The organism is Bradyrhizobium guangxiense, assembly GCF_004114915.1.
GTDB lineage: Bacteria > Pseudomonadota > Alphaproteobacteria > Rhizobiales > Xanthobacteraceae > Bradyrhizobium > Bradyrhizobium guangxiense.
In genome coordinates this window covers 6,356,550-6,378,674 of the sequence record NZ_CP022219.1, presented here as the reverse complement: position 1 = coordinate 6,378,674, position 22,125 = coordinate 6,356,550, and the positions used below count along the sequence as shown (strand labels likewise).

Annotated in this window: 22 protein-coding genes; 13 read left to right on the top strand and 9 right to left on the bottom strand. The window is 64.4% G+C overall.

All coding sequences use genetic code 11. The features are described 5' to 3' along the window. Window positions 1-12 precede the first annotated feature (12 nt). From X268_RS30645 to X268_RS30630, 4 genes are all read right to left on the bottom strand, one after another. The gene (locus tag X268_RS30645) at window positions 13-1,143 is read right to left on the bottom strand and encodes an ABC transporter substrate-binding protein (protein ID WP_128928396.1); all 1,131 of its coding nucleotides are present in this window, start codon (window positions 1,141-1,143) and stop codon (window positions 13-15) included. Window positions 1,144-1,200: 57 nt separating this feature from the next. Then, entirely contained in the window at window positions 1,201-2,079 is an 879-nt protein-coding gene (locus X268_RS30640; RefSeq protein WP_128928395.1) for a shikimate dehydrogenase, read from the bottom strand. 132 nt (window positions 2,080-2,211) lie between these two features. Then, window positions 2,212-3,150 (bottom strand): LysR family transcriptional regulator, encoded by a 939-nt coding sequence (locus X268_RS30635; RefSeq protein WP_128928394.1) that lies wholly within the window; start codon window positions 3,148-3,150, stop codon window positions 2,212-2,214. Window positions 3,151-3,447: 297 nt separating this feature from the next. Further along, a complete protein-coding gene (locus tag X268_RS30630; protein ID WP_128928393.1) occupies window positions 3,448-3,624 on the bottom strand; it encodes a hypothetical protein in 177 nt (58 codons plus the stop codon). Between the two features lie 168 nt (window positions 3,625-3,792). Between X268_RS30630 and X268_RS30625 the strand changes: the two genes are divergently transcribed. The 7 genes from X268_RS30625 (at window position 3,793) to X268_RS30595 (ending at window position 9,099) form a co-directional block, all read left to right on the top strand. Further along, the gene (locus X268_RS30625; protein WP_128928392.1) at window positions 3,793-4,521 is read left to right on the top strand and encodes a helix-turn-helix transcriptional regulator; all 729 of its coding nucleotides are present in this window, start codon (window positions 3,793-3,795) and stop codon (window positions 4,519-4,521) included. Between the two features lie 82 nt (window positions 4,522-4,603). Continuing rightward, the gene (locus tag X268_RS30620; RefSeq protein ID WP_164938011.1) at window positions 4,604-5,263 is read left to right on the top strand and encodes an acyl-homoserine-lactone synthase; all 660 of its coding nucleotides are present in this window, start codon (window positions 4,604-4,606) and stop codon (window positions 5,261-5,263) included. Between the two features lies 1 nt (window position 5,264). Beyond that, window positions 5,265-5,483, top strand: coding sequence for a hypothetical protein (locus X268_RS30615; RefSeq protein ID WP_128928390.1), 219 nt, complete (start codon window positions 5,265-5,267; stop codon window positions 5,481-5,483). Window positions 5,484-5,774: 291 nt separating this feature from the next. Then, window positions 5,775-6,692: a branched-chain amino acid ABC transporter permease gene (locus X268_RS30610; RefSeq protein WP_128928389.1), complete on the top strand. Its 918-nt coding sequence runs from the start codon at window positions 5,775-5,777 to the stop codon at window positions 6,690-6,692. Beyond that, window positions 6,689-7,633, top strand: coding sequence for a branched-chain amino acid ABC transporter permease (locus X268_RS30605; protein WP_128928388.1), 945 nt, complete (start codon window positions 6,689-6,691; stop codon window positions 7,631-7,633). Before X268_RS30610 ends, X268_RS30605 begins: the two co-directional genes overlap by 4 nt. Then, window positions 7,626-8,393, top strand: coding sequence for an ABC transporter ATP-binding protein (locus tag X268_RS30600; RefSeq protein WP_128928387.1), 768 nt, complete (start codon window positions 7,626-7,628; stop codon window positions 8,391-8,393). Before X268_RS30605 ends, X268_RS30600 begins: the two co-directional genes overlap by 8 nt. After that, window positions 8,386-9,099, top strand: a complete 714-nt coding sequence (locus X268_RS30595) for an ABC transporter ATP-binding protein (protein ID WP_128928386.1) — start codon at window positions 8,386-8,388, stop codon at window positions 9,097-9,099. The genes X268_RS30600 and X268_RS30595 overlap by 8 nt, the downstream gene beginning before the upstream one ends. Window positions 9,100-9,245: 146 nt before the next feature. Here X268_RS30595 and X268_RS30590 read toward each other — a convergent pair whose 3' ends face one another. After that, complete coding sequence (locus X268_RS30590) at window positions 9,246-10,694, bottom strand: glutamine synthetase family protein (RefSeq protein ID WP_128928385.1); 1,449 nt, start codon at window positions 10,692-10,694, stop codon at window positions 9,246-9,248. 114 nt (window positions 10,695-10,808) lie between these two features. Beyond that, the gene (locus tag X268_RS30585) at window positions 10,809-12,167 is read right to left on the bottom strand and encodes an aromatic ring-hydroxylating dioxygenase subunit alpha (RefSeq protein WP_128928384.1); all 1,359 of its coding nucleotides are present in this window, start codon (window positions 12,165-12,167) and stop codon (window positions 10,809-10,811) included. A 111-nt stretch (window positions 12,168-12,278) separates the two neighbouring features. Between X268_RS30585 and X268_RS30580 the strand changes: the two genes are divergently transcribed. After that, window positions 12,279-13,064 carry an IclR family transcriptional regulator domain-containing protein gene (locus X268_RS30580; RefSeq protein WP_128928383.1) on the top strand — a complete coding sequence of 262 codons (786 nt, stop codon included), beginning with the start codon at window positions 12,279-12,281 and terminating at the stop codon, window positions 13,062-13,064. 114 nt (window positions 13,065-13,178) lie between these two features. Further along, window positions 13,179-13,511, top strand: a complete 333-nt coding sequence (locus X268_RS30575; RefSeq protein ID WP_164938010.1) for a PRC-barrel domain-containing protein — start codon at window positions 13,179-13,181, stop codon at window positions 13,509-13,511. Window positions 13,512-13,615: 104 nt separating this feature from the next. On the opposite strand, the gene X268_RS30570 is transcribed toward X268_RS30575, so the two are convergent. Both X268_RS30570 and X268_RS30565 read right to left on the bottom strand, forming a co-directional pair. Beyond that, a complete protein-coding gene (locus X268_RS30570; protein ID WP_164938009.1) occupies window positions 13,616-14,011 on the bottom strand; it encodes a group II truncated hemoglobin in 396 nt (131 codons plus the stop codon). A 261-nt stretch (window positions 14,012-14,272) separates the two neighbouring features. Next, on the bottom strand, window positions 14,273-15,181 hold the full coding sequence (locus X268_RS30565; RefSeq protein ID WP_128928381.1) for a helix-turn-helix transcriptional regulator: 909 nt from the start codon (window positions 15,179-15,181) through the stop codon (window positions 14,273-14,275). Window positions 15,182-15,318: 137 nt separating this feature from the next. On the opposite strand from X268_RS30565, the gene X268_RS30560 reads away from it, so the two are divergent. The 4 genes from X268_RS30560 to boxB all read left to right on the top strand — a co-directional run bounded on the left by X268_RS30560 (window position 15,319) and on the right by boxB (window position 21,043). Beyond that, window positions 15,319-16,860 (top strand): benzoate-CoA ligase family protein, encoded by a 1,542-nt coding sequence (locus X268_RS30560; RefSeq protein ID WP_128928380.1) that lies wholly within the window; start codon window positions 15,319-15,321, stop codon window positions 16,858-16,860. An 87-nt stretch (window positions 16,861-16,947) separates the two neighbouring features. Then, the gene (locus X268_RS30555) at window positions 16,948-17,760 is read left to right on the top strand and encodes an alpha/beta fold hydrolase (RefSeq protein WP_128928379.1); all 813 of its coding nucleotides are present in this window, start codon (window positions 16,948-16,950) and stop codon (window positions 17,758-17,760) included. A 129-nt stretch (window positions 17,761-17,889) separates the two neighbouring features. Further along, entirely contained in the window at window positions 17,890-19,578 is a 1,689-nt protein-coding gene (gene boxC / locus X268_RS30550) for a 2,3-epoxybenzoyl-CoA dihydrolase (RefSeq protein ID WP_128928378.1), read from the top strand. Between the two features lie 13 nt (window positions 19,579-19,591). Continuing rightward, a complete protein-coding gene (gene boxB, locus X268_RS30545; RefSeq protein ID WP_128928377.1) occupies window positions 19,592-21,043 on the top strand; it encodes a benzoyl-CoA 2,3-epoxidase subunit BoxB in 1,452 nt (483 codons plus the stop codon). 169 nt (window positions 21,044-21,212) lie between these two features. On the opposite strand, the gene X268_RS30540 is transcribed toward boxB, so the two are convergent. Further along, the gene (locus tag X268_RS30540; RefSeq protein ID WP_128928376.1) at window positions 21,213-22,013 is read right to left on the bottom strand and encodes an SDR family oxidoreductase; all 801 of its coding nucleotides are present in this window, start codon (window positions 22,011-22,013) and stop codon (window positions 21,213-21,215) included. Window positions 22,014-22,125: the final 112 nt, after the last annotated feature.

Below are 22,125 nucleotides of genomic sequence, written 5' to 3'. Positions count from 1 at the left end.
GAGAGGCGAAGATCACTTCACCTTGGGCAGCACCTGCTTCACCACCTGCTTGCCTTCGACGACCTCGACCAGAAAGCTCTGGCGGTCGATGTCGCCGGTGTCGCTGAAGGTGACGTCCATCAAAATGCCCGGCTCGTCCGCGGCCTTGATGGTGGAGCCGTGCAGCGTGTCGGCAAACTTCTTCGGGTCGACCTTGCCCATCTTCTCGGTGGTGGCCTTCACCATGTAGACGGCGAGATAGCCCTTCAGGCCGTTATGATCAGGGACGTAATTGTACTTCTTGGAAAATCTTTCGCGGAAGGCCTTGATCAGGTCGACCGGCGCATCCGTGGTGAGGCCGACATGGCCGCGCGCGCCGTTGGCGGCATCGCCGGCGAGCTCGATCACCTTCTGGCCGATCAGCGTGGTCTCGCCCATCAGCGGCGCGGTGACGCCCTGGCGCGTCAGCTCTTTCAGGATGCGCGCGCTCTCTTCCTCGTTCAGGTAGACGAACACGGCGTCGGGATTGGCAGCCTTGATCTTGCCGACGTCGGCGGCGAAATCGGCCTGGCCGGCTTCGGTGGAGAGATCGGCGACGACCTTGGAGCCGAGCCGGTCAAGCTCCTTGATCACGACGTCGCGTCCGCCGCGGCCGAAATCGTTGTTGACCCAGACCACCGCGACCGTCTTCGCCTTCATCTCATCGTGGATGTATTTTGCGACCTTCGGCATCGAGGACTGCTGGCCGAAGGAGGTACGGAACAGGAATTTGTTTCCTGCCTGTGTCAGCTCGGCAGCTTCGCCGCCCATGATCTGCGCGATGCCGGCTTCGGCGGCGAGCGGGGCGGTGACCTTCACCGAGCCGGAATAGCCGGGCCCGAGCAGCACATAGGGCTCGGCATCGAGCGCCTTCTGCACCTGGGCGCGGGCAACGCCGGGGTTGGACTGCGAGTCCGCGTGAGTCACTTCCAGCTTGCGGCCGAGCACGCCGCCCTTGGCGTTGATCTCCTCGATCGCGAGGTCGATGCCGTTCTTCCAGTTGGTGCCGACGGTGGCGCCGCCGCCCGAGAGCTCGGCGACGTCGGCGAGCTTGATCGCCTGGGCGTGGGCACTTGTTGCAGTCGCGAAGGCAAGCAGGGCGCCTGCCAGCAAGGTCGATTTCATGGTTCTCCTCCCTTTTGTCGTCGATGTTGTCCGCGGCCTTGTGTGCGGCCGCTTCGGTTAGGCTGCGTGATAGGCTGAGCTTCGTGCCACCATCACTTCGTCAAATGCCTCTCCCATGACCTCGGTCGATGGGGCAAGGCCCGTGAATAGCGCGAAAGCGTCGGCGGCCTGGTAGATCGCGAGCTCCCGCCCGGTCATGATCTTCGCGCCGCGCTCCCGTGCCGCCGCCAGCAACGGTGTGATCAGCGGCGAGTAGACCGCATCCGCAACCCACAGCCTCTCATGCAGCAGCGTGGCGGGCACGGGCATGCCGCGGTTCGGCAGCATGCCGACCGGCGTGCCGTTGACGAGGCCGGTTGCGCCAGCAAGCGCGTCCTCGACGGTTGCTGCCACTCTGGCGCCGCCCTGCCTGGAAAGCAGCCCAGCAAGCGTCTCGGCGCGCGCCGGCTCGCGGTCGAAAATGCGGATGTCGGTGACATCAAGGCTGGCCAGTGCAAACGCGATCGCCTTGCCGACGCCGCCGGCGCCGATCAAGGCAATCGCGTTGCCTGTTGGCGCCAGCAGCGGCGCGACCGCGCGCGCAAATCCCGTGGTGTCGGTGTTGTGGCCGGTCAGGCGGCCATCCTTGACCACGACGGTGTTGACCGCGCCCATGGCGGCGGCGCCCGGCGCCAGTGCGTCAAGCAGCGGGACGACTGCTTCCTTGTAGGGATAGGTGACGTTGACGCCGGCAAAGCCGAGCCGCCGCACGCCCTCGAGCATCATGCTGAGCCCGGTCGCATCGGCGCCGGCGACCTCGATCAGCTGGTAATGGCCGCGCAGGCCGAGCGCCTCGGCGGCGCGTTCGTGCATGGCAGGGGACGCGGAATGCGCGATCGGCGCGCCGATCAGGCCGGTGAGAAGCTTCTTGCTGGCGGCGTATCCGCGCGTGGACATGGTTTGCTGTCGTCTCGTTGGGAGCCTTCGGTCCCGGTCATTAGCGGAGAAACCTTCGCAATTCCAAGCGCGACGATAGCCTTTCCCTAGCCTAACACAATTACCCTCTTATCCGACAAACCTAACATGATGTTATTTCTTCCGGCCGCGTGCCGAAGCGGCCCTGCCGTTACCGCGGGACGGCTCGACCGCGCGCATCTCGGCCCGCAGGGCCTCGATGAAATATTCGACATGGAGCGACAGCGGCGCGCCGCGCTTGACCGCGATATAGGTGTCGAACCGCGTCGGCTCGGCGATTTTCAAGAGCTCGATGCCGGGATAGCCGCCATGGGCCACGGTGAACTGGTCGATGATTGCGATGCCGAGGCCCGCCTTCACCAGCGCGCAGACCGTGGTGCCGAAGCGTGCGCGGATGGTGATGTTGTAGTCGAGCCGGTTGCGGGCGAAAATCTCGGCCATGATCCGGCCGTAGGGATCGTTGGGGTCGATGCCGATCAGCGGATAGCGGGTGATCTCGGCGGCGGAGACCTGCTTGCGGCCGGAGAGCTCGTGGCCCGGCGGCACGATGCAATACAGCTCGCCCGAGGCGAGCGGCATGAAATCGAGCCCGGAATGCCCCAGCCGATAGCTCATCGCCACGCACTCGCCGCGGCCGAGCATCAGGTAGTCGATGGCCTCCTCGAGCTTGAGGATGTTGATGTCGATGCCGAGGTCGGGATAGCGGCGGCGGACGCGTTCGATCGCGCGCGGCACCATCCCCTGCGAGATGCTCGGCACCGAGCCGATGCGCAATTCCGAGAGGCCGCCGCGGCCGATCTTGGAGATGATCTCAGAGAGGTCGTCGACCTTCTTGTAGACGCCGTTGATCTGCTCGAAAATGTTCTCGGCTTCCGGCGTCGGGAAATAGCGCCCGTTCTGGCGCTGGAAGAAGCGGATGCCGAGCGAGCGTTCGGTGTACTTGACGAGGCGGCTGATTCCCGGCGCCGAGACGTTGAGCAGCTTCGCCGCGCCGCCGATGGTGCCCGTCACCATCACGGCGCGGATCACTTCAACCTGGCGCAGCGTCATCATGGCCTTGGCACCCGAAAGACGATCATGCCGGCGATCATCTCACGAGAGCTGTGCTGTCATCCAGCGGCAAGTGCGTGCTGGCGTGGACGGAGGCGGCAAGTGGTTGTCGTGTCCCGGCTGGAGCGCATCGCCGAAGAGACGCTGCACTGCGTCCGGGGCACGTGAGCGTTGCCGGCCGTCGGCTTCTCCAATGAGAGCAGAGTAATTCGCTTTCAGATTGTTTCGACTAAAATCGGCGCATTCAAGTGGAGGGGCTGCGTCGTTGCGCGACCTGTCGCGTTGTTTACCGCCCGCGCTCTAGCTGGCGGGGCCCTCGGGCGAGATGCGGTCGGCCAGCTCCGCGCGCTCGTCTTGCAGCACCTCGCGCGCGAACTCGATGATCTTCTGCTTGTTTGCCGTTTCGCGGACGGCGAAAAACACGCGGTTCAATTCCAGGCCGAGCACGCTGTTGAGGGCGATGTCCTCGTCTTCCATCGTGGGTTTCCCGCTTCGGACGCGTTGAGGTGTATCGTGGCGCCAATTCTGCCACAAGTAGTTTAATTCTTCAGGCCAGATGCGCACCGGGAAACTACGGCCGCAGCGCGTTTGAGACAGCGCCCGAATACGTGCTATACGGGCCGGCGTGGGTCAGGAAATGCACCGATGTCCGCCGTAGATTATGGCCGGGAGGCGCTCGACTTCATCGAAGGGCTCGGAGCCTATACCAAGGTTCCGGACGCCATGGACGCACTCGAAACGGCGTTCGGTCGCTTCGGCTTCGAAACCATCATCGTGACGGGATTGCCGAACCCCGAGCAGCGGTTCGCACAGATGGTGCTCGCCAAGCGCTGGCCGGCCGGATGGTTCAGCCTCTACACCCAGAACAATTACGACCGCGTCGATCCCGTGGTGCGGTTGTGCCGGCAATCGGTCAATCCGTTCGAATGGTCGGAAGCGCCCTACGACGCCGAGCTCGAGCCGAACGCGGCCGAGGTGATGAATCGTGCCAGCGAGTTCCGCATGTCGCGCGGCTTCATCGTGCCGATCCACGGGCTCACCGGCTATGAAGCTGCGGTATCACTCGGCGGCGTCCATCTCGACCTCAATGCCCGCAGCAAGCCGGCGCTGCATCTGATGGCGATGTATGGCTTCGACCACATTCGCCGTCTGCTCGAGCCGGCGCCTTGTCCCTCGACCCGCCTCACCCCGCGCGAGCGCGAGGTGATCTCCTGGGCCTCGCAGGGCAAGTCGGCCTGGGAAATCGGCGAGATCCTGCACATCACGCAGCGCACGGCCGAAGAGCATCTTGCAACTGCCGCGCGTAAGCTCGGTGCCGTCAACCGCACGCATGCAGTGGCGCTGGCGATTCGGAACAAGATCATCGCTCCCTAAGCATCGTACTGGGAAATTTCCCAATATCGAACCTGCGTCTTTTCGCAGATTCTTCTCCCATTGAGGATGAATGGGGGATTTCATGATTCACGCAATTTCCGCGGCAAATCGCCACCTTTATGAAGACGTGATCGAGCAGCATTTCCGGCTGCGTCACGACATCTTCGTCGAGGAGCGTCGCTGGGAAACGTTACGCAGGTCCGACGGCCGCGAGATCGATTCCTATGACGACGAGGACACCGTCTATCTGCTGGCGCTGGAGGGGCGGCGCGTTGTCGGCGGCCACAGGCTCTACCCGACTACCAAGTCCACGATGATGAGCGAGGTGTTCCCGCATCTGGCGTCGGTGCGCGGGTATCCTGCGGATCCGCTGATTTGGGAATGGTCGCGCTACTTCGTCGTGCGTGATCGCCGCGACGGCGCGCTCAACCTGCAACTGATGGCGGCGGTGCAGGAGTTCTGCCTCAATCAGGGAATCGCGCGGGTCAGCGCGATCATGGAAACCTGGTGGCTGCCGCGTTTCCACGAGGCCGGCTTCGTCGTGACGCCGCTCGGCCTGCCGGCGCTGGTGGAGAATGCGTGGACCATGGCGGCGACCATCGACATTCGACGCGAGACGCTCGATGTCCTGCATGACCGCATCGGCATGACTTCGGTCGTGCGCCAGGACGGCCCGCATCTGGATGCCGTCGCCCGTGCCAACCTCTGCGGCGCTGCCGCCGCGCAACGAAAGAGTGCCTGAGATGTCGAACATGATGCGGGATAGCCAGATCATGGCGCAGACCAGGGACGAGAATCTCGGCTACATGTCCGACATGGCGCTCGAACTGGCGCAGATGGCGGAAGACACCGGATTGGCGACGCTCGCCTATCTGTTCCGGATGGCGGCCCTGGAGGCCTCGACGGTCAACAGCGTGCTCGCCGAACCTGAAGACCTTCCCCAGCAGATGACGTCGCACTAGACGCATCCCCTCGACCCCATGAATGTCACCCCCTCTCCCCGGCAACGGGGGGAGGGCGATCGTTTGGGTGCGGCAGGTTGCCCCAGCCGGTACGGCAGCTTTCTTGCAGGGCCATTTGATCGCATGCACCGGCATGCAACAAAGTGCATGTCTGGCGTCGAATCGCTCTTGCCTCGGAACGATACTGCCATTACCCATTTTTCGGCCTTGAAGAGGCAGGGGGAGCTCTTTCACTGATGGCGACATTGTTCGAACATCGGCGCGACGCTACGTGCGCCTGAAAGAGTCTTGATGCTGCTCGTCGTCGAACAGTTCTTGAACGGATTGCAGTTCGGCCTGCTGCTATTCCTGCTCGCCGCCGGCCTGACGCTGGTGTTCGGGATCATGGATCTCGTCAACCTCGCGCACGGCTCGCTCTACATGATGGGCGCCTATTTCGCCGCGACCTTCGCGGCCTGGACCGGCAGCTTCTTAGCTGGCGCGCTGATGGCGCTCGGGGCCACGCTGGTGCTCGGTATCGCGCTGGAAGTGACGGCGCTCCGGCATCTCTACGGCCGCGACCATCTCGACCATGTGCTCGCGACCTTCGGCCTGATCCTGTTCTTCAACGAGGCCGTGCGGCTGATCTGGGGCCCGGCGGGCCTGGCGCTGCCGTTGCCGGCTTGGCTCACGGTGCCGGTGCCGATCCTGCCCGGCATTCACTATCCCGCCTATCGCCTCGCCATCATCATCGTGGCGTTGCTGGTCGCGCTCCTGCTCTATCTCGGCGTGATGCGGACCCGCATCGGCATGCTGATCCGCGCTGGTGCCTCCAACCGCGAGATGATCGGCGCGCTCGGCATCAACATCAAGCTGCTCTACACGCTGGTGTTCGGCCTTGGCGCGGCGCTCGCCGGCCTTGCCGGGCTGATGCAGGCGCCGATCCTCACCGTGCAGATCGGCATGGGCGAGAACATCCTGATCCTCGCCTTCGTTATCATCGTGATCGGTGGCATCGGCTCGATCCGCGGCGCGTTCCTCGCCGCGATCTTCGTCGGCATGATCGACACGCTCGGCCGCGCCTTCCTGCCCAATTTGCTCCGGCAGGTGCTCAGCGGCGCCGCCGCCTCCACCGCCGCGCCCGCGCTGTCCTCCATGCTGATCTACCTGCTGATGGCGATCGTGCTGGTGGTGCGGCCGGAGGGGCTGTTTCCGGCCAATCGTCGATGAAGGGTCTCACCGTGGGCAAGGCCGTCACGGCCCTGATGCTGGCCGGCCTCGTGCTGCTGCCGCTCTATTCGCAGCTGACCGGCAACGTCTTCATCCTGACGCTGTTCCCCCGCATCATCATCCTGGCGCTGGCCGCGGCGAGCCTCAACCTCATCATGGGCTTTGGCGGCATGATGAGCTTCGGCCATGCCGCCTATCTCGGCATCGGCGGCTATGCCGTGGGCATGCTGGCGCAGGAAGGCGTTGGCTCCGGCTTCGTCCAGTTTCCGATCGCGCTCGCCGCCTCCGCTGCCTACGCGCTGGTGATCGGCGCGCTCTCACTTCGCACCCGCGGCGTCTATTTCATCATGATCACGCTCGCCTTCGCCCAGATGGCCTATTACGTCGCCTCGGGACTGGCGCGCTACGGCGGCGATGATGGCCTCACCATCTACAAGCGTAGCGACTTCGCCGGGCTGATCGATCTCGGCAACCGCACGCAGTTCTATTATCTCTGCCTCGCCTGCCTGCTCGGCGTGGTCTTCCTGATCTGGCGCATCGTCAATTCGCGCTTCGGCCTCGTCGTGCAGGGCCTGCGCTCCAACGAGCAGCGCATGCAGGCGATCGGCTTTCCCGCAAAACGCTACCAGCTGGTCTGCTTCGTGATATCAGGCACCATGTGCGGCCTTGCCGGCGCGCTGCTCGCCAACAACACCGATTTCGTCAGCCCGGCCGTGATGTACTGGACGCGCTCCGGCGACCTCATGGTGATGGTGATCCTCGGGGGCATGGGCACGCTGTTCGGCCCGATCATAGGGGCCGTGGTGTTCCTGTTGCTCGAAGAGTTCCTGTCGCAGATCACCGAATATTGGGCGCTGATCATGGGCCCGTTGCTGCTGCTGATCGTGCTGTTCGGCCGCGGCGGCATCATGGGTTTGCTCGGGAGGGCCGGCCGTGGCTGAACCCTTGCTCCGCGTCGAAAAGCTGGTGCGCCGCTTCGGCGGCATCCTCGCCACCGACAACGTTTCGCTCGACGTTGCCAGCGGTGAGCTGCACGCCATCATCGGCCCGAACGGCGCCGGCAAGACCACGCTGATCAGCCAGCTCACCGGGCATCTCGAGCCGCATTCCGGCAGCGTCTCGCTGGCGGGGCGCGACATCACATACTTGCCGGCCTATCGCCGCTGCGCGCTCGGCCTTGCACGTTCGTTCCAGATCACCTCGCTGCTGCTTGATTTCACCGCCGCCGACAATGTCGCGCTAGCGGCACAGGCGCATGCCGGCACCTCGTTCCGCTTCTTCGCCAATGCGCGCAAGGAGAAGGGCCTACGCGATGCCGCACACGCCGCGCTCGACCGCGTCGGCCTGTCGCATCGGGCCGATGTCGTGGTGAACCGGCTCAGCCATGGCGAGCGACGTGAGCTGGAGCTTGCGGTTGCGCTCGCCAGCAAGCCGAAGCTTTTGCTGCTCGACGAGCCCATGGCAGGCCTTGGTGTGACTGAATCCCAGCGCATGGTGAAGCTGCTCCAGGAGCTGCGCAAAGAGGTCTCGATCGTGCTGGTCGAGCACGACATGCCCGCGGTGTTCGCGCTCGCCGACCGCATCTCGGTGCTGGTCTATGGCCGCGTCATCGCCTCCGGCGATCCGGCCGCGATCCGGGCCAACGAAGACGTCAAACGCGCCTATCTCGGCGACCAGCACGTGGTGACGCATCATGGCTGACACGCTGCTCGATATCGACGGCATCGAGACCTGCTACGGCCTCTCCCAGGTGCTGTTCGGCCTGTCGCTGTCGATCAAGCCGGGCGAGATGGTCTCGCTGATGGGCCGCAACGGCATGGGCAAGACCACGACGATCCGCTCCATCATGGGTCTGACGCCGGCCCGCGCAGGCGCGATCCGGTTTTCGGGCGCGGATGTGCGTCAGCTTCCATCCTACAGAATTGCAAAGCTTGGCATCGGCCTCGTTCCTGAGGGACGCCAGATCTTCCCGAACCTCACCGTGCGCGAAAACCTGGTCGCAGCGGCGGCCGATCGCTTCGGCAGCCCCAATCCCTGGACACTGGCGGCGATTTACGTGCTGTTCCCACGCCTCGCCGAGCGCGCCGCCAACATGGGCAACCAGCTCTCCGGCGGCGAGCAGCAGATGCTCGCGATCGGCCGCGCGCTGATGACCAATCCGAAGCTGCTGATTCTGGACGAAGCGACCGAGGGTCTCGCGCCGCTGATCCGCGAAGAAATCTGGAGCTGCCTGTCGCTGCTCAAGAGCCGGGGCCAGTCGATCCTGGTCGTCGACAAGAACGTCGACCACCTCGCTCGCATCTGCGCCCGCCACTACATCATCGAGCGCGGCAAGACGGTGTGGAGCGGCACGTCCAACGAGCTGATGGCCGAGCCGGATCTGCAGCATAAGTATCTGGGCATTTGACACGCGCTCTCCACGTCATTGCGAGGAGCCCTTGCGACGAAGCAATCCAGAATCTCTCCGTGGAAAGATTCTGGATTGCTTCACTGCGCTCGCAATGACGGAAGCGAGAGCCGTGCGCCTCACGAGCAAATCCTTGGCGACCCAGTTCAAAACACCTCGAAATATTCGCGGTGCTCCCAGTCAGTCACCTCCGACAGGAAGCGGTCGATCTCGGCGTTCTTGATGTGGGTGTAGTAGTCGACGAACTCCGCCCCGAGCTTCTCGCGGAAGAACGGATCGTCCTGGAGCGCTGAGACCGCATCGCGCAAGCTCTTCGGCAGCAGCGGCGCCTTGGTCTCGTAGGGCGTGTCGGCCGAGGGGCCGGGATCGAGCTTGCGGTCGACGCCGTCGAGGCCGGAGAGAATTTGCGAGGCCATGTAGAGATAGGGATTGGCGGCGGGCTCGCCGATGCGGTTCTCCAGGCGCGTGGCGGCATCACCCGCGCCGCCGAGCACGCGGATCATCACGCCGCGATTGTCGCGGCCCCAGATCGCGCGATCGGGCGCCAGCGAGTAGGAGCGATAGCGCTTGTAGCCGTTGATGGTCGGGGTGGTGAACAATGTGGAGGCGCGGGCGTGGTCGAGCAGGCCGGCGAGATACGCTTTGCCGAAGGCGCTGAGCGGCTCGCCGACGTCCTTCCCCGGTTCCTTGGCCATGAACAAATTCTCGCCGCTCGCGCGCGAGACGATCGACTGATGCAGATGCCAGCCGCTCGCGAACACGTTCGGCAGTTTCGGCCGGCACATGAAGGTGGCGTGATAGCCGTGGCGGCGTGCGATCTGCTTCACCGCGGAGCGGAACAGCACCATGTTGTCTGCAGCCTCGAGCCCCTTCCGCGGCGCAAAGGTGAATTCGCACTGGCTCGGCCCGAACTCGACCTCGACCGAGCGCAACGGCAGTCCGAGCGCGACGATGTCGCGGCGCAGGATCTCCAGCACCGGCTCCATCTGATCGAAGCGCTGCTCGGTGAGGTATTGATAGCCGTGGCTGAGGAGGCTGACGGACGGCGGCGTGCCGGGCTGGCCGGCGTCCTCCGCGCGCATATGCGGATCGTCGAGCCTGAAGATGTGGAATTCGACCTCGAGGCCGGCGACGAAATCCTGACCGCGGCCCGCGAGCTCGTCGAGCACCTTGCGATAGAGCGAGCGCGTCGCGAACGGCACCGGGCGGCCGTCATTGAAATAGAGGTCGCATAGCACCCAGCCAGTCGACGGCGCCCAAGGCAGCACGCGGAACGTGGTGGTATCAGGCACCATCAGCACATCGGCCGCGCCTTCCATCTCCTTCATGCGGAAGCCGCCGCCCGCGGTGAACACCGGAAACACCGTACGGTGGGAGGTGTCCTTGGCGAGCATGGTGGTGGTGATGGAGCAGCCGCTCTCCAGCGACGCGATCGCTTCAGTGGCGACGATGGTCTTGCCGCGCAGGATGCCGTGCTGGTCGGGGAAGGCGAGGCGGATGACCTCGAGATTCTTCTCCTCGACGATGCGGCGCATGCGCGTCGCCGCGTCCCTCTGCTCATCCGACCACAGCGCATGACGCGCGACGAAAGTCACTTGGCTACTCCCCGATAGCTGTCGTTCCGGGATGGTCCGAAGGACCGGACCCGGAACCTCGAGATTCCGGGCTCGATGCTATCGCATCGCCCCGGAATGACGATGCCCCAAAAATCACTCCGCCGCCGTCAGCCGGTGCACGTTGTCCGCGATCTCCTTCGGCACCGGCGCGGTCCACGGTGCGCCGCGGCGGCGCTTGACGTCGACTTCCATCCAGTAGGTCTCCCAGCCCCGGGTCGGGCCGATGCCGTCCATGGTCGCCGGTCCCTGGATCGAGCGCGCATTGGCTTCGTCCAAGAACAGCATCGGCTTTTCGCCGCCGGAGACCTTCTCGATCTCCTGCCGCAGCAGGCGGCGATATTGCACGATCGCCTTGTCGCTCGAGCCGAGATGCTCCTTGGTGCGGTCCTGGATCGCGCCCATCGATTCCACCGCCCACTGGTCGTGGACGTTGATGTCGTTGCCCATGCCGGTATAGGTCGCGGTCTGCTGCTCGTGCGGATCGAAACCGTAATCGTTGTTGCGGTTCTTGCGCGACTTGTAGTCGGGCAGCTCATAGAGCTCGAGCCGCTGGTCGCGCATCTTCTGCTTGTCGACCGGGCTCGTGTAGCTGGTGAAGATCGCGTACCAGTAGCAGTTCTCGTCGTCGACCGGCACGTGCCACTGCGTGATCGTCATCTCCGTGCTCATGGGGATGACGAAGCCGTGCGGGAAGAGCTGGTTGGTGACGCGCACATGGGTGCGCTCCTCGTCGATCTCGCGCAGCGCGATCAGGCGCAGGCCGTATTCGGTGTGCTCGACATTGATGATGGGGCGGTCGTACTCGCGCAGGATCTTCGTCATCGGCAGGGCGCTTCCCGCCGACGCGCCGCGAAACTGCTTGCCGTAAGCCGTGGACGTGTCCTCGTCCTCGAAGAAGCGGTGCAGATAGGATGCGTGCGCGGGATCGATGCCGACTTCGAGGGCCTGCAGCCAGTTGCAGGCCATGTGGCCTTTGAAGGCAAAGGTGTGGGTACCGGGCGCGACGAAGCAGTCGATCTCCGGGAATGCGGGCGGGGTGCCTTCGCCGAGATAAGCCCAGAGGATGCCGCTCTTCTCCACCACCGGATAGGAGCGCTGGCGGATGTTTTGGCAGAGCTTTGACTCCTTCGGCTCGGCCGGGGTCTCGATGCACTGGCCGGAGGCGTCGAACAGCCAGCCGTGGAAGGCGCAGCGCAGGCCGCCATGCTCCAGCCGGCCGAAGGCGAGGTCGGCGCCGCGATGGGCGCAGTGGCGGTCGATCAGGCCGTAGCGTCCGGTCTCATCGCGGAACAGCACCAGATTCTCGCCGAGCAGTTTGACGGGACGGATGGGGCGAGCGCCCTCCAGCTCATCCACCAGCGCCGCCGGCTGCCAGTAGCTCCGCATCAGCTTCCCGCACGGATCCTTCGGCCCGGTACGGGTGATCAGGTCGTTCTGCTCCTGGCTCATCATGGCATGTGCATCCTCGGGGAGTGGCTTTTGTTCGCCTATTGAACGAATGGGCGAATTATGACATGCCTTGGAGCGGCAGCAAGCACTATTTTTCAGGATTGGCCCGTCACCATGCCCAAGCGGAAGCGGAGCGAGAGCGAGGAGCGCGCGACGGATTTCGTCGAGGCGCTCGATCGTGGCCTGCGTTTGCTGCAATGCTTCGGCACCAATGCAGGCCCGATGACGCTGAGCGATCTCGCCCGCGCCGCCGATCTGCCGCGCGCCACCGCCCGCCGCATGCTGTTCACGCTGCAGCGCGGCGGCTACGTCTCGGGCGACGGCAAGCTGTTCTCGCTGACGCCGCACGTGCTGACGCTGGCAGCGTCTTACTTGCGCTCCAGCCAGCTCGTGGCGGTGCTTCAGCCCGTGCTGGATCGTGTCGCGACCGCGGCAAACGAAATCTCCTCTCTCGCGGTGCTCGATGGCGATGATGTCGTGTTCGTCGCACGCAGCAGCCCGGCGCGGATGTTCTCGGGCGGTCTCGAGATCGGCTACCGCCTCCCGGCCTTCTGCACCTCGGTCGGCCGCGCCATGCTTGGCCAGCTCGACGACACCGATCTCGCCGCGCGCCTGAAGACGATGAAGCGCGAGGCGCTGACGCCGCAGACGATGACCGATCCGAAGGCGCTGCTCGCACGCATCGCTGCCGACCGCGCGCAAGGCTATTCACTGGTCGATCGCGAGGCCGAGCCGCATTTCCGCTCGATCTCGGTTCCCGTGCGCCGCTATGACGGCGTCATCGCCGCTGCCATCAACATGGGCGCGCATGTCGACCGCGTGCCGACGCAGGAATTGATCGACCGCTTCCTGCCGCTGCTGCGGGACGGCGCGGAGGCGGTGCGATCGCAGCTGCTGTAGCCGGGGTGAGCGGAAGCGATACGCGCGGAAGCATCGCAAAACCCCGGATGTTGCTTCGCTCATCCGGGCTACGGGACTATAATGCGCGCAGCGAAAGAACCAAGGGAGCACGCCATGCAACACGCCATGGTTCCCAGTGATCGCGTGCAGCACGTCGCCGTCTACGGTTGTGACGGCACGAAGCTCGGCACGATCGAGCGGTTAATGCTCGACAAGGTGAGCGGAACGGTCGCCTACGCCGTGATCAAGACCGGCGGTCTGCTCGGCACTCATCACCATTATCCGGTGCAGTGGAGCGCACTGAAATATGATCCGGCTCGTCAGGCCTTTCAGGTCGAAATGACGCCGGAGCAATTGAGCAGCGGCCCCTGCGAGTTCGATGGCGAGGAGTTTGATTGGGGTGACCGCTCGCGGCCCTACCAGCATCCGAACTATTGGTCGATCTAGCCGGGTTGGAAGTATCGTAGCTCGGGTGAGCGAAGCGATCCCCGGGAAGCCAAAACCCCGGATGTGTTACTTCGCGCATCCGGGCTACGTTCCGGTGAGCAGCATCACTGCCGGTTGCGCATCCAGTCGGCAAGGTCGGATATTGCCTTGTCGAGATCCTGCCGCGCGGCGCTATCCGTGATCGTCTCCTCCATCGCGCCGCGCATGCACAGCATCCACGCATCGCGCTCGGCATCGCCGATGGCAAAGCCGATGTGTCGCTGGCGCAGCCGCGGATGACCCTTCTCGGGCGTATAGAGGCGCGGGCCGCCGGTCCATTCGGTGAGATAGCGCTTCAGCACGTCCCTGATCAGGCCGAGGTCGTCCGCATGCATCGCGCGGATGACCTTCGCCTCCGGCAGCCTGTCCATGCGATCGTAGAAGCTTTCGACCAGACGATCGATCGTGGCGCTGCCGCCGATCCGCTCGAACATGGAGGTGCTGACGTCGGTGGAGGTCATTATCGATCCCAAAGCTGTCTATTGGGCGCTGATATAGTGACATCATGGCGTGCCCACAAACACCGCTGCCGTCCCGGACAAGCGCGCCTCAAGCGCGCACAGATCCGGGACCCATAACCACAGGGAGAAGTTTTGCGGAGGCTAGTCGTTCGGGATCGGCGGCGCGCACAATCGATGGAGCACCCGGTATGGGTCCCGGATCTGCGCTTACGCTTGTCCGGGACGACAGCGGAATGTGTAGCTTTAGCGAGGTCCAACGACCTACAGCGCCACGCTCCGCAGCCCGAAGCTGCGGGCCTCGTTCTGCAGCACCGGGCGTACCGCATCGATCAACCGTGCTGCCGCCGCATCGACGGAAAGCCCGGCCGTGTCCACCACCGCGGTCGCGCGCGAATACAGCGGCTCGCGGCTCAGCAAAATGTTGCGCAGCTCGGCCATCGCGGAGCGATCGTCGGCCATTGGACGCAGATCGCCCTGGCGACGCACGCGGGCCATGTGCTCCTCGGGCTCGGCCTTCAGCCAGATCGTGTAGAACGAGGTTAGGATCTGGTCGAAGGTGAGCGGCTCGGAAACGATGCCGCCGCCGGTTGCCAGCACCATCAGCTCGTTGCGCGCGAGCAGCTGCTGCAGCGCCGCCTGTTCCATGCGGCGAAAGCCTTCCTGGCCGTACAGCGCGATGATCTCGGCAACCGAGAGGCCGTTCTGCTGCTCGACCTCCTTGTTGAGCTCGACGAAGGTCCAGCCGATCTTCTTTGCGAGCATTCTCCCGAGCGTGGACTTGCCGCCCCCGCGCAGCCCGATCAGCGCGATGCCGCAGAATGGCGCGCGGCGCGGTGCGGTTGCGCTGCCGCCGGTGAGCAAATCCTTGGCCTGCGCGATCTGCGCCGGCGTTGCCTTGCGCAAGAGGTCGCGAAACATCTGCCAGTCCGGCGTCGGCTCGGCCGAGGGAAGCAGGTCCTCCAGATGCGCGCCCATCGCGTCCGAGACACGGCGCAACAGCACGATCGAGACGTTGCCCTTACCGCTTTCGAGCTGCGCGATGTAGCGCTCCGAGATTCCTGACACCTTGGCGAGCACTTTGCGCGACATGCCGCGCAGCGCGCGCATGGTGCGCACGCGTTGGCCGAGCTGTTCGAGAAAGCGGGATTCGGCGTCGGGACTGTCGGTCATGAGCCTTCTTTACAGATGCCCTCTTGAATGAGGTCCTGCGGCGCGTTTTAATGAAACATAGTGCCTGCTGGCATTGACAGCAAGCCGACGCGGTGTCTTTCTATGAATTATAATTCTAAAATTCAGGGGAGAAGTCCGTGAGCGAGGGATCCTACAACGCGGTGACCTGGCTGCTCGATCGTAACGTCGAGGAGGGCCGGGGCAGCAAGCTGGCGTTCGACGACACCGTCTCGCGGCTCACCTATGGCGAGCTGCAGCAACAGCCCCGCCGCGCCGCCAACATGTTGCGCCGGCTCGGCGTTCGCCGCGAGGAGCGCGTGGCGATGATCATGCTCGATACGGTCGACTTTCCGGTCGTGTTCCTGGGCGCGATCCGCGCCGGCATCGTGCCGGTGCCGCTCAACACGCTGCTGACCGCGGACCAATACGCCTACATTCTCGCCGACTGCCGCGCGCGTGTGCTGTTCGTCTCCGAAGCGCTCTACCCTGTCATCAGGGACGTCGTCGGCCGCATGCCGGATCTCGAGCATGTCGTGGTCTCCGGCGCCAAGCAGAACGGACACAAGCAGCTCGCCGAGGAACTCGCCGGCGAGAGCGATCAGTTCACCACCGCGGCGACCCATCCGGACGAACCGGCGTTCTGGCTCTATTCGTCGGGGTCAACGGGCATGCCGAAGGGCGTGCGCCATATCCATTCCAATTTGCAGGCGACCGCCGACACCTACGCCAAGCAAGTGCTCGGCATCCGCGAGAGCGATGTGTGCCTCTCCGCGGCAAAGCTGTTCTTCGCCTATGGTCTCGGCAATGCGCTGACCTTCCCGATGTCGGTCGGCGCCAGCGTGATCCTGAACAGCGAGCGCCCGACGCCGGCGCGCATGTTCGACCTGATGAACCGCTACAACCCCTCGATCTTCTACGGCGTGCCGACCCTGTTCGCGGCGATGCTCAACGATGAGGCCATGAAGGCCGAGCGCGGCGGCAAGAGCTTGCGCATCTGCACCTCTGCCGGCGAAGCGCTGCCGGAATCGGTCGGCAACAGCTGGAAGGCGCGCTTCGGCGTCGACATTCTCGATGGCGTCGGCTCGACCGAGCTCTTGCACATCTTTCTCTCGAACGCGCCCGGCGACATCAAATACGGCTCGTCCGGCAAGCCGGTGCCGGGCTATGCGGTGCGGCTCGTCAACGAAGCCGGGCAGGACGTTGCCGATGGCGAGGTCGGCGAACTGCTGGTCGACGCGCCCTCCGCCGGCGAAGGTTACTGGAATCAGCGCCACAAGAGCCGCCGTACCTTCGAAGGACCGTGGACCCGCACCGGTGACAAATATGTCAGGGACGGCGAGGGCCGTTACACCTTCTGCGGCCGCGCCGACGACATGTTCAAGGTCTCCGGCATCTGGGTCTCGCCGTTCGAAGTGGAGAGCGCGCTGATCACGCATCCGGCCGTGCTGGAAGCCGCCGTCGTGCCCGAGGCCGATCCGGAAGGGTTGCTGAAGCCCAAGGCCTTCGTGGTGCTGCGCCCCGGCGCGACGACGACGGAGTTGCAGGAGGCGCTGAAGGAGCACGTCAAGCAGAAGATCGGTCCGTGGAAATATCCGCGCTGGATCGACGTGGTGGACTCGCTGCCGAAGACGGCGACGGGCAAGATCCAGCGGTTCAAGCTGCGGGAAGGGGCGCATTGATGGTGCAGGCGGCGGACTCGCTTCCTTACCCTCTCCCTCCAGGGGAGGGTGGGCATCTCGGTATTGGCTAGGAATGGGAATTCGACCATGACCCAACTCACCCCCACCGGTTTCCTCAGCATCGATGGCGCCAGCCTCGAATACAAATGGCTCGCGCCGCAATCCGCGGATGCGCCCACTATCGTCATGCTGCATGAAGGTCTCGGCTCGGTCGGGCTGTGGGGCGACTTCCCCGAGAAGCTGCAACAGGCCATCGGCGCGGGCATCTTCGCCTATTCGCGCGCGGGCTACGGTCAGTCGAGCCCGGTGACATTGCCGCGGCCGCTGGACTACATGCAGCGCGAGGCGCTCGATGTGCTGCCGAAAATCCTCGGCGCGATTCCGTTCAGGCGCGGCCTCCTGCTCGGCCATTCCGACGGCGCCTCGATCGCTGCGATCTACGCGGGAGCACATCAGGACCATCGCTTGAGCGGCCTCGTGCTGATTGCGCCGCATTTCATCGTCGAGGACATCTCGGTGAAATCGATCGCGGAGATCAAGACGGCGTTCGAGACCACCGACCTCAAGACAAAGCTGGCGCGCTGGCACAAGGACGTCGACAACGCCTTCTACGGTTGGAACGGCGCCTGGCTCGATCCGAAGTTCCGCGATTGGGACATCTCCGACGATCTCGGCTATATCCGCGTCCCTGTCATGATCGTGCAGGGCGTGGACGACCAATACGGGACGCTGCGCCAGGCGGAGATCGCGCAACAGGAATGTTACTGCCCGGTCGATCTGAAGGTCATTGCCGGCGCAGCACACTCCCCGCATCGCGAGACCCCGGGGCCCACGCTCGATGCTATCACGCAGTTCGCCAGAGCCGCCCTGCGGGACGATCCTGGGCTTGAGGCCGCATGAGGCGCATGTCCGTCGGGATGAAGCAAAGTGCATGCGATGCCTAGGTTTGGGCTAGACTCACCCGACAAGATGCATTATTGTGCATCTAACGCTACGACGAAAATGCATAATCAAGCTCAGGGATGACCCATGGCCGGGGAAGATCGGCGCCTCGCAGGCGGCGCGACATTCATCGATTTCCAGACCGAACCGTCCCGCTACAAGCATTGGAAGCTCGCGGTCGACGGCGATGTCGCGACGCTGACCATGGACGTCGACGAGAATGGCGGCCTGTTCGAGGGCTATCTGCTCAAGCTCAACTCCTATGATCTCGGCGTCGACATCGAGCTCGCGGATGCGGTCCAGCGGCTACGCTTCGAGCATCCGGAAGTGAAGGTCGTGGTGATGCGCTCGGCCAAGAACCGCGTGTTCTGCGCCGGCGCCAACATCCGCATGCTTGCTGGCTCCACCCACGCCCACAAGGTCAATTTCTGCAAGTTCACCAACGAGACCCGCAACGGCATGGAAGACTCCTCGGAGAATTCCGGCCAACGCTTCATCACCGTGGTGAACGGCTCGGCTGCCGGCGGCGGCTACGAGCTGGCGCTTGCGACCGACCACATCATCCTGGCCGACGACGGCTCCTCCGCCGTCGCGCTGCCCGAGGTGCCGCTGCTCGCGGTGCTGCCCGGCACCGGCGGGCTGACCCGCGTCGTCGACAAGCGCAAGGTGCGGCGCGACCATGCCGACTTCTTCTGCACCATCGAGGAAGGCGTGAAGGGCAAGCGCGCCGTGCAGTGGCGCCTCGTCGACGAGATCGCGCCGAACTCCAAGTTAGAGGCCAAGATCGCCGAGCGTGCCAAGGAGTTTGCGGCGGCTTCGAAGCGCAACGGCAGCGGCAAGGGCATCGCGCTGACGCCGCTCAAGCGCGTCATCGACGACACCAGCATCCGCTACGGTTTCGTCACGGTCGACATCGATCGTGCGGCGCGCATCGCCACCATCTCGATCAGGGCGCCGGAGGCTGCGCCCCCCGCCGACATCGACGGCATGATGGCGCAGGGCGCGTCGTTCTGGCCGTTGCAAGTGGCACGCGAGCTCGACGACGCCATCCTGCACTTGCGCATCAACGAGCTCGAGATCGCCATGTTGGTGTTCAAGAGCCACGGCGACCGTGCCCATGTGCTCGCGGCCGACGCCTTCCTCGAAGCCAACAAGGCGCATTGGCTGGTCAACGAGATCCGCCATTACTGGAAGCGCGTCCTGAAGCGCATCGACGTCACCTCGCGCACGCTGGTGACGCTGGTCGAGCCCGGCTCCTGCTTTGCCGGCACGCTCGCCGAGCTCGTCTTCGCCGCCGACCGCTCCTATATGCTGATCGGCACGCGCCAGGGCGACAACCGCCCGCCGCCGTCGATCGAATTGTCGGCCATGAACTTCGGTCCCTATCCGATGAGCCATGGCCTGACGCGGCTGCAATCGCGCTTCCAGGCCGATTCCTCGGATGTCGAGCGCGCGGAAGCCACGCTCGGCACCGCGCTCGATGCCGAGCAGGCGGAGGAGCTTGGCCTCGTCACCTTCGCGCTCGACGACATCGACTGGGACGACGAGGTCCGCGTGTTTCTCGAGGAGCGCGCCAGCTTCTCGCCCGACAGCCTCACCGGCATGGAGGCGAGCCTGCGCTTCGTCGGCCCCGAGACGATGGAATCAAAGATCTTCGCGCGCCTGACGGCATGGCAGAACTGGATCTTCCAGCGCCCGAACGCGGTCGGCGAGGAAGGCGCGCTGCGCCGCTACGGCAGCGGCCAAAAGCCGAAATTCGATATGACGAGAGTTTAAGGAGCGCACGGCCATGAACATGAACATCATGAACGTCGACTACTCGACCAAGATTCCCAACAACGTCAATCTCGCCGAAGACCGCCAGGTGCTCAAAGCGCTGGAAGGCTGGCATCCCGGCTATATGGATTGGTGGAGCGACATGGGGCCGGAAGGTTTCCAGGAATCGCTGGTCTATTTGCGCACTGCCTATTCGGTCGACCCGCGCGGCTGGGCCAAGTTCGACTATGTGCGCATGCCCGAATATCGCTGGGGCATTCTCCTTGCGCCCCAGGAAGAGAATCGCGTCGTACCGTTCGGCGAGCATTATGGCGAGCCGGCCTGGCAGGAGGTGCCGGGCGAGCACCGCGCCATGCTGCGCCGCCTGATCGTGATCCAGGGCGACACCGAGCCGGCCTCGGTGGAGCAGCAGCGCCATCTCGGCAAGACCGCGCCCTCGCTCTACGACATGCGCAATTTGTTCCAGGTGAACGTCGAGGAAGGCCGTCACCTCTGGGCGATGGTCTACTTGCTGCAGAAATATTTCGGCCGTGACGGACGTGAGGAAGCCGACGATTTGCTGCGCCGCCGCTCCGGCGATGCCGATGCGCCGCGCATGCTGGGCGCTTTCAACGAGGCGACGCCGGACTGGCTATCCTTCTTCATGTTCACCTACTTCACCGACCGTGACGGCAAGATGCAGCTGCACTCGCTGGCGCAGTCCGGCTTCGATCCCTTGTCGCGCACCTGCCGCTTCATGCTGACGGAGGAAGCGCACCACATGTTCGTCGGCGAGACCGGCATCACCCGCGTCGTGCAGCGCACCTGCGATGCGATGCGCGCGGCCGGCATCACCGATCCCACCGACATCGCGAAAGTCCGCGCCCTCGGCGTGATCGACCTGCCCACGATCCAGAAGAAGCTGAACCTGCACTACACGCTGTCGCTCGACCTGTTCGGCTCCGAGGTCTCGACCAACGCGGCCAACGCCTTCAATGCCGGCATCAAGGGCCGCTATCACGAGACCCAGATCGAGGACGACCACCAGCTCAAGAACTCCACCTATCCGGTGCTCAAGCTGATCAACGGCGAGATCAAGCTGGTCGACGAGCCGGCGCTGACCGCGCTCAACATGCGCCTGCGCGACGATTACAGCCAGGATTGCGTCAAGGGCATGCTGCGCTGGAATAAGGTGATCACGACCGCGGGCTATGACTTCCAGCTCAAGCTGCCCAACGTCGCCTTCCACCGCCACATCGGCGAGTTCAAGGACGTGCATGCGACGCCGGACGGCATCCTGATCGACGATGCCACCTGGGCCAAGCGCAAGGACGAATGGCTGCCGTCGGCAAGCGACGGCGACTTCATCACCTCCCTGATGCAGCCCGTCACCGAAATCGGCCAGTTCGCCTCGTGGATCTCGCCGCCGAAGGTCGGCATCGACAACAAGCCGGGCGACTTCGAGTACGTGAAGATCGAGTCGTAACAGACGGGTTTCGAAGCTCTCACAACGCAAATGCTGTCATCGCCCGGCGATCCAGTATTCAAGAGACGATTGTGCCATAGCCGAGAGGCCGCGGCGTACTGGATGCTCCGGTCAAGCCGGGGCATGACAGCGGAGTGTGAGACGAGCGCACCACGCTAAGCCCCCCGGTCTACCCCGCGATCTCCAGCCCGGCATTCGCATACACCACGCCGCCGTCGACCGCGATGGTGTTGCCGACCACGTAATCGCCCGCACGCGAGGCGAGATAGATCGCCACCCCTGCCATGTCCTCGTCGGTGCCGATCCGCCGCGCCGGGATGCGCTTTGCAACCTCGTCCGCGTGGTCGCGCGCGGCGCGGTTCATGTCGGACTTGAACGCGCCCGGTGCGATCGCGGTGACGTTGATGTTGTCCTTGACCAGCTTGGTCGCCATGCGCCGCGTCAGATGGATCACGGCGGCCTTGCTGGCGGCGTAGGAATAGGTTTCGCCCGGATTGACGAAGATGCCGTCGACCGAAGCAATGTTGATCACTTTTGCGGGCCGCTCCGCGCTGGCTGCCGCGCGCAGCGGCTTCGCCAGCGCCTTGGTCAGGAAGAACAGCGACTTCACGTTGAGATCCATCACCTTGTCCCAGCCGCTTTCGGGGAATTCGTCGAACTCCGCGCCCCAGGCCGCGCCGGCGTTGTTGACGAGGATGTCGAGCTTCGGCTCCAGCTTGATGATCTCGGAAGCCAGCCTGTCGCAGCCTTCGACGGTGGAGATGTCGATCGGCAGCGCGATGCATTCGCCGTCATATTGCGCGGTGAGCTCCTTGGCGGTCGCCTCGCACGGCCCGGCCTTGCGCGCGGGGATGTAGACCTTTGCGGCGCCGGCACTGAGAAACCCCGCCGCGATCATCTTGCCGATGCCGCGCGAGCCGCCGGTCACCAGCGCGACGCGGCCTTTGAGCGAGAACAGGTCGTTGAACATGAATGCCTCCCTTGGTTGGCGCCCGTTGTGAGCGGGGCGGGGAGGGGAGTCAAGGAAGGCTGCTGATGTATGTGCGTGTGACGCGACGCCAGTCCCATTTGATCGGTGTCGT